We start from the raw sequence: 12,169 nt of genomic DNA, 5'->3' as shown, positions 1-12,169 counted from the left end.
AATCAAAAGAATGGAGACGGAAATGGACAGGCAGGAACGATTCCGCGCGGCGGTTGCGGGTGAAGCAGTGGACCGGGTGCCGCGCACCTGCTGGACCCATTACATGACCGAGACCCTGGGCGGGGCGGAACATGCGCGGCGGCACATCATCTATCAGGACGAATACGACTGGGATATTCTTAAGGTTGTGAACGATTTTCACTACCCATTTCCCGATGGCGTCGAGACAATCCGAGGCCCCGAAGACATAGATCGCTTCGAACCGGCGCCGATGACTGATTATATGTTTGCCGAAGAGATCATTTGCTTGAAGATGCTGCGCGAGCACTATGGACCGGGCATGCCAATCCTGTTCACCACCTTCGATCCGTGGCGGCAGGTAGTCCGGCGCGCGGGGATGGCTTGCATCCCGATCCTCAAGGCGCATCCAGAGGAAACGCTGCGGATGCTGCGAGCGGTGGGCGAGAGCATGTGCGCCTTCATGGCTGCGCTGCGCGAGGCGGGATGCGATGGCATCTTCTTTAGTGTCAACAGCGGCAATCAGCCCGGCTCGCCCTTGCACGCGGATGACGACACCTACGAGCTCTTCATGCGACCTTTCGAGATGGAGATGCTCGAGGCGATGGCCGGCATGGTGCGTCTCATCCATCTGCACGGCGCGCCAATTTCGCTGGATCGTTTCGCGGATTACCCCGTCGAGGTGTTCAGCGTTTCAGACAAGCTGGCGGGCAACCCGTCTCTTGGTGCGATCCGTGAGGCGACCGGCAAGGGCGTGATCGGCGGTGTGGACGAAAGCCGCATTGCTGACATGACGCCCGACGAGTTGCGCACGCAGATCCGCGATACCCTTGCCACCTGCGGCGAGCGCGGGCTGATCCTCGCCCCCGGTTGCACGATTCCGGTTTATACGCCCGCGCATCTTATCCGGATCCTCGCGGACAAGGCCGACTGAAGCTGCGGCATGGACGATACCGACCGCCGCATCCCGGCGGCGGTCGGGGAATCTGGACAGGGGCGATGAGGGGATGATCCGAGTCCGTCCGGCTATATCGCCGCCATCGCAACGGCCCATGGTTTCACCGTTGCGACACCCGATGTCAGCGCCTTCGATGCGGCAGGTGTTCCGGTCATCGATCCCTGGACTGTCCGGCACTGAACAAGGGGTGTCGCCGAGCCCGAAAGCAAAACTGTCGCGGATTTCGGGACCTTTGCGGCCACACCTCATTGTGTAAGGCGGGATCGGCTTTATCACCGCAGAAATCCCGATCCGCAGCTTTGGCGTGTCCGCTCCCCTCCGCAACGCCGAACCTGAAACCGAAATCCTGCTGCTACGCCGGAATCACAGCCTTGTTGGCGAATGGTGTCAAATCGCCGGGAGGCATCGAGGAGGGCGAAAAGGCATGGCGGAGAGACAGGGATTCGAACCCTGGGAACGCTCGCGCGCTCAACGGTTTTCGAGACCGCCCCGTTCGACCACTCCGGCACCTCTCCATCATGTGGCCTGTTCGGCGCGGCGGACCATACACGAGGGCCACCGGTCGGAACAAGCATCAGATGGTGGCTGTGGGAAGGATAAGCAAATCCGTCTTCCGGCGGCTCAGGCGGTGTCGGTTCGCCGCGGCGTCTTTCTCAGGAAATCGAAGTCGCAGCCGTCTTCCGCCTGGAGCACCTGGTCGAGATAGAGCCTGAGATAGCCGCGGCCGGAGCCGGGAATTTCCGGCGGCCGCCAGTTCGCCCGCCTTTCGGCGAGCGTCGCCTCCCGGACCAGGAGCTCGATGCGGCCGGCCGCCACGTCGAGGGATATCTGGTCGCCGTCCTCGACCAGCGCCAGCGGCCCGCCGACCGCCGCTTCCGGGCTGATATGGAGGACGATGGTGCCGAAGGCGGTGCCGCTCATCCGGGCATCGGAAATCCGGACCATGTCCTTGACGCCGGCGGCGGCGAGCTTCTTCGGGATCGGGATGTAGCCCGCCTCCGGCATGCCCGGCGCGCCCTTCGGGCCGGCGTTGCGGAGGACCAGAATATCGTCGGGAGCGACGTCGAGGTCGGGTGAGTCGATCCGTTCGGCGAGGTCGCGGAGGGAATCGAAGACGACGGCGCGGCCGGCATGCTTGAGGAGGGAGGCGGTCGCCGCAGCCTGCTTGATGATCGCGCCGTTCGGCGCGAGGTTGCCACCGAGGACGCGGATGCCGCCGCCCTGGTGGATCGGCTCGGCGAGCGGCCGGACGACGTCCTGCGGCCATGGGACGGGAGCGTCGGCGATATTCTCGCCGAGCGTCCGGCCGCTGACGGTCCGGCAACCCGTATCGAGCATCGCCTCGATCTCGCGGATGACCGGGGTCAATCCACCGGCCTTCTCAAGGTCTTCCATATAATGCTGGCCCGACGGCTTGAGGTCGACCAGCACCGGCGTCTCCTTGCCCATCCGGTCGAACGCGCCGAGATCGATGTCGATGCCGAGCCGTCCGGCAATGGCCGTCAGGTGGACCAGGCCGTTGGTCGAGCCTCCGATCGCCTGGAGGACGCGCAGCGCGTTGCCAAAGGCGGCCTCGGTCATGATGTCGCTGGGCTTCAGCTTTTCGGCCGCGAGCGCAACCGCGCGCGCACCTGTCGCCTCGGCATGGCGAAGCCGGTCGGCGTTGACCGCCGGAATCGCCGCGCCACCCGGCAGCATCATGCCGAGCGCCTCGGTGACCAGCGCCATGGTGCTTGCGGTCCCCATCACCATGCAGGTGCCGGGCCCCGGCGCGAGCTTGCCGCTGATCTCCTCGGTTTCGGCCCCGCTGACCGTTCCGGCCCGGTGCATCGCCCAGAAACGGCGGCAGTCCGTGCAGGCGCCGAGGCGCTCGCCGCGATAGCTGCCGGTGATCATCGGGCCGGTGACCTCCATGATCGCCGGCAGGTCGACACTGGCCGCCGCCATGAGGAGGGCCGGCACCGTCTTGTCGCAGCCGCCGATCAGAACCACCGAATCCATCGGCTGGGCGCGGATCATCTCCTCGGCGTCCATCGCCATCAGGTTGCGGAGGAACATGGACGTCGGGTGGGAGAAGGATTCGTGGATCGAGACGATCGGGAACTCGATCGGCAGCCCGCCGGCGAGCATGACACCGCGCTTGATCGCCTCGATCAGGTCGGGAACGTTGCGGTGGCAGGCGTTGTAGCCGGAGAAGGTATTGGTGATCCCGACGATCGGCCGGTCGAGGGCCGAATCCGAATAGCCCATCGCCTTGATGAAAGCCTTCCTCAGGAAGAGCGAGAATTCAGCATCGCCGTAATTGGCGAGGCCTTTCCTCATGCCGGAAGGGGCGTCGGTCATCCGCGGTGTGCCGGGGTGAGGTCGAGCATGGTGCAACCGTCATAGGTCATGACGAAATAGCTGTCGATGGCCCATTCCCGGGATGGCTCTCCCGCCCATATCCGGCGCGCCGACCCGCCGCGCCCGAGGGGTGTTAAAGCTTTGCCGAACATTTCGGGCTATTATCGTGTTTGAATACCTGACGAGCGGAGCCTTCCAGGCCGTTCGACGGGAAAAGAGGGAGACGGTCATGGCATCGAATGCGGACAAGGAGTTGTCGGACAATCTCGACCAGATCCGCGCCGATATCTCGGCACTCACGGAGACGGTGAAGACCCTGGTCGCCGATACGTCGGGGATCCAGTCCTCGCTGAAGAAGAAGTTCGACGAGACGAGGAAACAGGCGGGCCATCTCGGTGAGCAGGTGCTGAAGGACGCGACGGACATGGGGAGCGACGCGCTTCATGCCGCCGCCCGCCAGGCGTCGAACAAGATCGATGAGGTGGAGGTCAAGATCACCCAGAATCCCTTCACCTCGGTGCTGATCGCGCTGGGCGTCGGATTCGCGGTGGGGCTGCTGAGCCGCCGTTAGCCGCCATGAAGCTCGCCGGAATCCTGAAGGCTGCCGAACTCGGCGCGCGCCTGGCCCGGCATGAGGTCAAGGCCGCGGTCGCGCGGGCGGTCAGGAACGCCGCCTTCGGCGCCGCGTTGGCAATCCTGGCGGTGTTGGCCTTCGGCTTCGCGCTCGCCGCCTTCACCGTCTGGCTGGCGGGCGAGATCGGCGCCGTGCCGGCCCTCGGCTATATCGCGCTCGGCTTCCTCGTCCTTGCCGTGATCGTCTACGTCATCTGGCGGGTGTCGATGGGCGGCGGCCAACGCCGCCGCCGGCCCGAGGCCTCGCCGCTCGCCGCGGCCCTCGACGGCGAGTCCCGGGAGAGCGGGCAGGAGCCGCCCGCCGGTTCGGCACTCGGTTCCCTCGGGGTGGTGGCGCTGGTCGGGTTCCTGATGGCGCGGCAGATGTTCCGCCGCTGACCGGATCCAACGCGCCCGGCCGTCGACGGAGCGCGCCGACCTTCCCCTGGATGGTCGGTATGGGCTATCAGTCTGGCGGGCGCCGTCTTGCCCGGATTTCCATAGCAATGCCGGAGCGATTGACCGAGATGATTGTGGTTACGGGAGGAAGCGGCAAGCTCGGCCGGGCCTGCGTCAAGGATCTGATGGACCATGGCTACACGGTCACGTCAGTGGACATGACGCCGCCGCCGGGACAGCACAATCCGCCGCTGCCGGGCGACGTTACCTTCAGCCGCGCCGATGTCACCGATTTCGGCCAGGCGATGGCCGCCCTGTCGATGATCGACGAACGGGTCGAGAAAGTGACCGGGGTCGTCCACCTGGCGGCAATCGCCGCGCCGGGGCAGGCGACCAACCACGTTACCTTCCAGACGAATACGGTGTCGACCTATAACGTCTTCGAGGCGGCGCGGCAGCTCGGCATCAGGAATGTCGTCTGGGCGTCGAGTGAGACCGTGTTCGGCATCCCCTATCCGAACGGACCTGCCTATGTTCCGGTCGACGAAGGGGTCGAACGGCCGGAGACCGCCTATTCCCTGTCGAAATTGATGGGGGAGAAGATGGCCGAGCAGTTCTGCCGCTGGGACCCGGAGATGAAGATCATCGGCCTGCGTTTCTCGAATGTCATGGAGCCGCAGGATTACGAGAATTTCCCCGGCTTCGATGCCGACCCGCGGTCGCGGCATTTCAACCTGTGGACCTATATCGACGCCCGGGACGGTTCCCAGGCGATCCGCCTCGCGCTCGAGTCCGACATCAAGGGGGCGGAGGTCTTCGGCATCGCCAACGCCCAGTCGGTGATGAGCCGCGCCAACGACGCCCTCCTCGACGAGGTATTCCCGAATACCGAGCGCAAGCGGGCGATCGAGGGCAACGAGTCCCTGATCTCGATCGACAAGGCGCGGCGCCTGCTCGGCTACGAGCCGCAATATCCCTGGCGCGATCAGATCAAAGCCTGACTGCGCCGCATATGCCGGAAACCTCCGTCGGTGAGAAAGGCATGGTGGTTGCCCCCCACGGGGCGGCGGCCGAGGCCGGGGCGAACATCCTGAGGGAAGGCGGCAACGCCGTCGAGGCCATGATCGCGGCGGCGGCCAGCATCGCCGTCGTCTACCCGCATATGAACGGCATCGGCGGCGACGCCTTCTTCCTGATCGCCGAGCCGGGCAGGCCGCCGCGCGTCATCGACGCCTGCGGCCGCTCGGGATCGCTCGCGACGATCGAGCGTTACCGGTCCCTGGGCCATGACGAGATACCCGTGCGCGGGGCGGAGGCCGCGCTGACCGTCGCCGGTGCCGTATCCGGCTGGCTGCTCGCCAGCGAGGTCGCCGCGGCGCTTGGCGGCCGTATTCCGCGCGGCGAACTGCTGGAGGCCGCGATCCGCCAGGCGAAAGAGGGAAGCCCGGTCACGCGGTCCTTCGCCCGTTGCATCGCCGACGACCGGTCGTCGCTGACCGGCGTGCCGGGGTTTGCCGACCACTTCATGGCCGACGGCAAGCCGCGCGAGGTCGGGGCCGTGTTCGTGCAGGAGCGCCTTGCCGATACGCTCGACCATCTCGCCCGGACCGGATTTGCCGATTTCTATCGCGGCGACGTCGCCGCCGAGATGGCCGCCGACCTCGAGGAGGCCGGTTCGTTCGTGACCCGCGAGGACCTTCGCAAGCAGGAGGCGCGCCTGACCGGGCCGCTGTCCGTGCCGCTGGTCGACGCGACGCTGTTCAACACGCCGCCACCGACCCAGGGGCTGGCTTCGCTGATCATCCTCGCGATCTTCGAGAGGCTCGGCGTCCGGCGAGGAGAAGGCTTCGAGCATGTCCACGGACTGATCGAAGCCGCCAAGCAGGCCTTCGCCGTCCGCGACCGCGAGATCCGGGATCCCGACCACGCGGGCGAGATCGGGCGTTACCTCGAGGCCGGATGGCTCGACGAAGCCACGGAGCGCATCGATAGAAAACGGGCCGGACCATGGCCGCCCGGCAACGGGGACGGCGACACCATCTGGATGGGCGCGATCGATTCCAATGGACTTGCCGTCTCCTTCATCCAGTCTCTCTACTGGGAATTCGGCTCCGGCGTGGTGCTGCCGAAGACCGGAGTCACCTGGCAGAATCGCGGCATCAGCTTCTCGCTCGATCCGCGTTCGGCCAATCCGCTCCACCCGGGACGCAAACCTTTCCATACGCTCAATCCGGCTTTCGCGCGGTTCAAGGACGGCCGCAGCATGGTCTATGGATCAATGGGCGGCGACGGCCAGCCGCAGTTCCAGTCGGCGATCTTCACCCGCCATGTCCGCTTCGGCATGGACCCGGCGGAGGCGATCGACGCGCCGCGCTGGCGCTGGGGACGAACATGGGGCGAGGGCCAGACCGGAGTCGAGGTCGAGAACCGGTTCGATCCCGACCTCCTTGCCGCTCTCGAGCGCGCGGGTCATACAATCAGTGTTCTCGACGTGCCCTATTCCGATGGTATGGGGCATGCCGGAATGATCATCCGGCGCGCCGACGGCCGGCTCACGGGCGCATCGGACCCCCGATGCGACGGCGAAGCGGTCGCGGCCTGAATGCCAACCGACAGGTTCCAGTCATGCTTATTCCCTCCGATCCGGTGAATGCCTTTGTCGACTATGACGACACGCCGGTGCCGAATGCCGGGGACGGGCCGCTGGCCGGGCTGACCTTCGCGGTCAAGGACATCTTCGACGTTGCCGGCTATCCGACAGGCTGCGGCAACCTGGAGCGTCGTGCCGAGGGCGGCGTTGCTTCGGAGGATGCGCCGGCGGTCAAGGTGCTGCTCGATGCCGGCGCCCGGTTCGTCGGCAAGACGCACACGGCCGAGCTCGCCTTCTCGCTCGACGGAACCAATACGCATTACGGAACACCGATCAATCCGGCGGCCCCGGACCGGGTTCCCGGCGGCTCTTCCTCGGGCTCGGCATCGGCGGTCGCGGCCGGCCTCGCCGATATCGCGCTCGGCAGCGATACCGGTGGTTCGGTGCGGGCGCCGGCCTCTTTCTGCGGCATCGTCGGGCTCCGGACGAGCTTCGGACGGGTCGCCATCGACAAGGTCATGCCGCTCGCCGAGAGCCTCGACACCGTCGGCTGGTTCACGCGGGACATCGACCTCTATGACAGGGTCGGCGCGGTGATGCTCGGCGACGACGTGGCGGGACCTGATCTGACCAGGATGATGGCCGCCGGGGATATCCTCACCTGCGTGATGAGCCCGGCGGCCCTGCCGGCGGTCCAGCCGTTCGTCGACAGGCTCGCCGCGATCTACGGCCAGCCGGAGACGGTCACCCTCGCCGAGGAGGGCCTGACCGAGTGGCAGCGCGTCTTCCGAACCGTGCAGGGCTACGAGGCGTGGCGGTATCACGGACCATGGATCGAGGAGCGCAAGCCCAGGCTCATGGATGCGGTCCGCGGGCGCTTCGAGGCGGCGAGCCGGGTGTCGGCTTCGGACTATCAGGCCGCGACCGCGGAGAGGGGGCGGATACGCGATCGGATGCTCGACATCCTGGGCGATGACGGTTTCCTCGTCTGGCCGACCTTGCCGACCATCGCTCCGCTCGTCCGGTCGAGCGAGGCGGAGCTGGAAACCTTCAGGGCGAGGGCGCTGTCGATGCTATGCACCGCCGGCCTGGCGGGCCTGCCGCAGATATCGCTTCCGGTTGCGACGATCGACGGGGCGCCGTACGGCCTGTCGCTGGTCGGGCCGCCGGGGCGCGATCGTGCCTTGATCGCGCTCGGGCGGAAGGCAATGGGTTCGGGCTAGTCCGGAAACGAAGGGTCGAAGCGATGAAGCCTCTCTGTTTCGTCCTGATGCCATTCGGCCGGAAACCGGAAGGAACCGGGCGGATCATCGATTTCGATGCCGTCTACAACCAGATCATCGCGCCGGCGATCGAAGCGGCGGGGATGGATCCGGTCCGCGCCGATCAGGAGGAGATCGGCGGCACCATCCACAAACCGATGTTCGAACGGCTCATGCTGTGTGACTACGCGGTCGCGGATGTCACCGGCGCCAATCCCAATGTCTATTACGAACTGGGGATCCGTCATGCCCTCAGGCCACGCAGCACCCTGATCATCTTCGCCGACAATACCGCGCTTCCCTTCGATATCGCCCAGCAGCGCGGCGTTCCCTACAGGCTTGACGCGAGCGGCGGCATCGTCGACGCGGAGAATGACATCCGCCTGATCGCGCAACGGCTCACGACCGCCAACGAGAACGCCCACGACGACAGCCCGCTCTTCCAGATGATCGATGGCATGCCGCGCATCGAGGTCGATCACGCCAAGACGGATATCTTCCGCGACCGGGTGGAGATCGCCAAGGAATACCGGACGGCGCTCGCCTCCGCGCGCAAGAAGGGGGTCGAGGCCGTGAGGGCCGTCGCGGACGACCCGCGGCTGGCCGATCTCCGCCATGTCGAGGCCGGCATCATCGTCGACCTTCTGCTTTCGTTTCGGGCGATCGGCACGGCCGAGGGATGTCGGGAGATGATCGCTCTCCATGCCCGCATGCCGAAGGAACTGCAGCACGCGCGGCTGGTGCGCGAACAACTCGGATTCGCCCTCAACCGTGTCGGGCGTTCCGACGAGGCGGAGCAGGTCCTGACGGAGGTGATCCGGGAATTCGGACCGAACAGCGAGACCAACGGGCTGCTCGGCCGCGTCTACAAGGACCTTTGGGAAAAGGCGAGGAAGGACGGCCAGCGAATCCCGGCGCGGGGCTACCTCAAGCGCGCGATCGAGACCTATCGGGCGGGGTTCGAGGCGGACTGGCGCGACGCCTATCCCGGCATCAACGCCGTCACGCTGATGGAGCTGCAGGACAAGCCCGATCCCGCCCAGAATGACCTCCTGCCGGTGGTCCGCTACGCCGCGTCGCAGAGGGCCAATCGCGACGATGGCAATGCCGGGGACTATTGGGATCACGCGACGCTGCTGGAACTCGCGGTCCTCGCGCGGGACGAGGAGGGGGCGGAGGATTCCGCCGCCCATGCGCTGTCGCTGGTGCGCGAGCCCTGGGAGCCGGCGACCACGGCGCGGAACCTGAGGCTTATCCGCGAGGCGCGGGAGGCGCGGGGAGAGGACGTCGCCTGGCTTGTCGAGATCGAGGAAGCACTCGCCGATGCCGAATCCCGGATGCAGGCGGCGGGCTGAGACAAACCGGCGCAGCCAGAGCATGTCTCCCGCCTCGATAAAGCCGCAGTCATCCAGTCTGAAGGCAAGGGGATCAGTCGGATGCGATTCATCAGGACCGCGTTTGCCGTAACGGCTTTCCTGGCCAGTGGGACCGGCGCGGGAGCGCATCCGCATGTGCTGGTCGATGCCCGCGCCGAGGTCGTCTTCGATCCCGCGGGGGAGATCAGCGCGATCCGGAACATCTGGCAATTCGACGAGGCGTTCACCGCTTTCGCCATCCAGGGGCTCGATGCCGACGGCGACGGCGAACTGAGCGACGCGGAACTGGCGCCGCTGGCGAAGGTCAATGTCGATTCCCTGAAGGAGTTCGACTTCTTCACCTTCCTGACGGTGGGCGACAAGTCGATCGGCTTCACCCCGCCGACCGAATATTTCCTGCAGTTCTACGGCGGCCGGTTGACCCTGTTCTACACCCTGCCGCTCAAGACGCCGGTCGCCGTCGGCAAGGCGACGACGCTCGAGGTCTTCGATCCGGAATATTTCGTCGCCTTCAACTTCGTGGAAGATACGCCGGTCACGCTCGTCGATGCGCCGGCGAGCTGCGGCGCCGCCTATCAGGCACCGCACGAGCTCGACGCCGAGACCATGGCGATCCTGAGCGCCATCCCCGCGGACCAGCGCGACCTTCCGCCGGCGTTGCAGGACGCCGCGGCGGGGCTCGCCAGCCTCATCCGGATATCGTGCGATTGAGGCGCGACAGGCTGGCGGTCTCGGTCGCCGTCGCGATCGCGGTCTGCCTGTTCGCCGCCAGCGCCCTGGCGGCGCAATCGCCCTTCGGTATCGCGACGCCGGATGGCGGTGGCGGAGGGTTCGGCGGCCCGCTCGGCCCGGTCTTCTTCTGGATCGCCCAGCGCCAGCGTGAATTCTACCAGAGCCTGACCGCGGCGCTTTCGAGCTTCAAGGACAGTGGCGCGGCGGTATGGGCCCTGCTCGGCCTCAGTTTCTTCTACGGCATCTTCCACGCCGCCGGTCCGGGGCACGGCAAGGTGGTGATCAGCTCCTACCTCGTGGCGTCGGGCGAGACGGTCCGCCGCGGCATCGCCATCGCTTTTGCCGCCGCCTTCGTCCAGGCGGTGACGGCGGTGGTGGTGGTCGGGATCGCCGCGGCGATCCTCAACGTGACGGCGCAGACCATGACGGCGGCGACCGACTGGCTGGAGATCGGCAGCTATGCGCTGGTCGCGGCGGTCGGCGCGTGGCTCCTGTGGTCGAAGACGGTCGGCGGCGGCCACCACCACCATCATCATCATCACCATCACGTTCCCGTGGCCGATACCCGGCAGCCGCGCCATGATCATCACGACCATGAGCATGGCCACCGGCATGACCATGACGACGGCCATCATCACCACGACCACTGCCAGGCGCTTGCCGCCGCCGCGCCGGCGGCCGCGACCTCCGGCAATCCGCTGGCGAAGGCCTGGTCGGCGATCCTCGGTGTCGGTATCCGGCCCTGCTCGGGAGCCATCATCATCCTGGTCTTCGCCCTCTCCCAGGGGCTGTTCATCGCGGGCGTCGCGGCGACCTTCGTGATGGCGGTCGGCACGGGGATCACCGTCGCCGCGCTGGCGACGCTTGCGGTTTCGGCCAAGGGCGTCGCCGCCCGGCTCGCGGGTGGCGAGAGCGAAACCGGGCACCGCGTGCTCCGGGCGATCGAGATAGCCGGCGCGCTGGCGGTGCTCCTGCTCGGGCTGCTCCTTCTCGGCGGTGCGCTGTCGGCCCGGTTTTCGGGCTGATCATTCAGCCGCGTCGCGGGCACCTTGCCGGCGGGCCATCGAGGCTCGCGCGGCCTCGCCGAATGCCCGGAAAAGGCGGGCCGACGGCTGGTCGCTCGCCACCCAGTATTCGGGATGCCACTGAACGCCAATGGCGAAACCGGGCGAGCCGACGACCCGCACGGCCTCGATCGTGCCGTCGGGGGCGGTCGCCTCGATCGCCAGGGCGGATGCCAGATCGCCGATTCCCTGACGGTGAAGCGAGTTGACGCGAATTGTTTCCGCGCCGAGCATGCCGGCGAGCTCGCCATCCGCGGCAATCGATACATCCTGGCGGATCGCGAACCGTTCGGCCTGGACGTCGGAAACCGGCGCGCGGTGATCGTCGCGGCCTTCCAGGTCCTGGAGCTCGGAAACCAGCGTGCCGCCGAGCGCGACGTTGAGCTCCTGCATCCCCCGGCAGATGGCGAAGAGGGGAATACCCTTGCGCAGCGCAGCGCCAATCAGCGCGAAGACCATGGCGTCCCGCGCCGTGTCATAGGGCTCCGACGCCGGGTCGGGCGCCTGGCCATAGCGCTCGGGATGGACGTTGCTCCGGCTGCCGGTCAGCAGGACGCCGTCGACGCGGTCGAGCACCGCATCGACGGCGATGTTATCGGCGAGAGACGGCAGGATGACCGGGATTCCCCCGAATCCCGTCGCGATCGCCCGCAGATAGGGTTCGGCGGCTGTGTGCCAGCGATAGCCGTCGATATCCTTGACGTCGGCGGGCACGAGGATGAGCGGTGGTTGATCCATGTCTGCAAACACGATGGCCGAGTAGAGGCTCGGCTTCCGTCAGGTTGACTCTCTCGGGAAAACGACGGCTGCTTGTC

11 protein-coding genes and 1 tRNA gene are annotated in these 12,169 nt (G+C 66.7%); 9 read left to right on the top strand and 3 right to left on the bottom strand.

Annotation, left to right across the window (positions count from 1 at the left end; all coding sequences use genetic code 11):
* Positions 1–22 precede the first annotated feature (22 nt).
* Entirely contained in the window at positions 23–952 is a 930-nt protein-coding gene (locus tag KDJ86_RS12285) for a uroporphyrinogen decarboxylase family protein (protein ID WP_291746031.1), read from the top strand.
* 449 nt (positions 953–1,401) lie between these two features.
* Here the strand turns inward: KDJ86_RS12285 and KDJ86_RS12275 are convergent.
* Both KDJ86_RS12275 and KDJ86_RS12270 read right to left on the bottom strand, forming a co-directional pair.
* Positions 1,402–1,491 (bottom strand) — tRNA-Ser (locus tag KDJ86_RS12275).
* A 106-nt stretch (positions 1,492–1,597) separates the two neighbouring features.
* Positions 1,598–3,319, bottom strand: a complete 1,722-nt coding sequence (locus KDJ86_RS12270; protein ID WP_291746029.1) for an IlvD/Edd family dehydratase — start codon at positions 3,317–3,319, stop codon at positions 1,598–1,600.
* A 229-nt stretch (positions 3,320–3,548) separates the two neighbouring features.
* Here KDJ86_RS12270 and KDJ86_RS12265 point away from each other — a divergent pair, with 229 nt between their 5' ends.
* From KDJ86_RS12265 to KDJ86_RS12230, 8 genes are all read left to right on the top strand, one after another.
* The gene (locus KDJ86_RS12265) at positions 3,549–3,890 is read left to right on the top strand and encodes an ElaB/YgaM/YqjD family protein (RefSeq protein WP_291746026.1); all 342 of its coding nucleotides are present in this window, start codon (positions 3,549–3,551) and stop codon (positions 3,888–3,890) included.
* 5 nt (positions 3,891–3,895) lie between these two features.
* Entirely contained in the window at positions 3,896–4,330 is a 435-nt protein-coding gene (locus KDJ86_RS12260; RefSeq protein ID WP_291746021.1) for a phage holin family protein, read from the top strand.
* A gap of 128 nt (positions 4,331–4,458) precedes the next feature.
* Positions 4,459–5,331 (top strand): NAD-dependent epimerase/dehydratase family protein, encoded by an 873-nt coding sequence (locus KDJ86_RS12255; RefSeq protein WP_291746105.1) that lies wholly within the window; start codon positions 4,459–4,461, stop codon positions 5,329–5,331.
* Positions 5,332–5,342: 11 nt separating this feature from the next.
* Positions 5,343–6,932, top strand: coding sequence for a gamma-glutamyltransferase family protein (locus tag KDJ86_RS12250; protein WP_291746017.1), 1,590 nt, complete (start codon positions 5,343–5,345; stop codon positions 6,930–6,932).
* A 23-nt stretch (positions 6,933–6,955) separates the two neighbouring features.
* Entirely contained in the window at positions 6,956–8,143 is a 1,188-nt protein-coding gene (locus KDJ86_RS12245) for an amidase (protein ID WP_291746013.1), read from the top strand.
* 23 nt (positions 8,144–8,166) lie between these two features.
* Positions 8,167–9,537 (top strand): TRAFs-binding domain-containing protein, encoded by a 1,371-nt coding sequence (locus KDJ86_RS12240; RefSeq protein WP_291746010.1) that lies wholly within the window; start codon positions 8,167–8,169, stop codon positions 9,535–9,537.
* An 81-nt stretch (positions 9,538–9,618) separates the two neighbouring features.
* The gene (locus KDJ86_RS12235; RefSeq protein WP_291746007.1) at positions 9,619–10,269 is read left to right on the top strand and encodes a DUF1007 family protein; all 651 of its coding nucleotides are present in this window, start codon (positions 9,619–9,621) and stop codon (positions 10,267–10,269) included.
* Positions 10,260–11,315, top strand: coding sequence for a nickel/cobalt transporter (locus KDJ86_RS12230; RefSeq protein WP_291746005.1), 1,056 nt, complete (start codon positions 10,260–10,262; stop codon positions 11,313–11,315). Before KDJ86_RS12235 ends, KDJ86_RS12230 begins: the two co-directional genes overlap by 10 nt.
* Here the strand turns inward: KDJ86_RS12230 and KDJ86_RS12225 are convergent, their stop codons facing one another.
* Positions 11,316–12,092, bottom strand: coding sequence for a gamma-glutamyl-gamma-aminobutyrate hydrolase family protein (locus tag KDJ86_RS12225; protein ID WP_291746002.1), 777 nt, complete (start codon positions 12,090–12,092; stop codon positions 11,316–11,318).
* Positions 12,093–12,169: the final 77 nt, after the last annotated feature.

Origin of the sequence: Bauldia sp. (assembly GCF_020442045.1) — a bacterium.
GTDB lineage: Bacteria > Pseudomonadota > Alphaproteobacteria > Rhizobiales > Kaistiaceae > Bauldia.
This window is presented reverse-complemented; position numbering and strand designations above follow the sequence as displayed.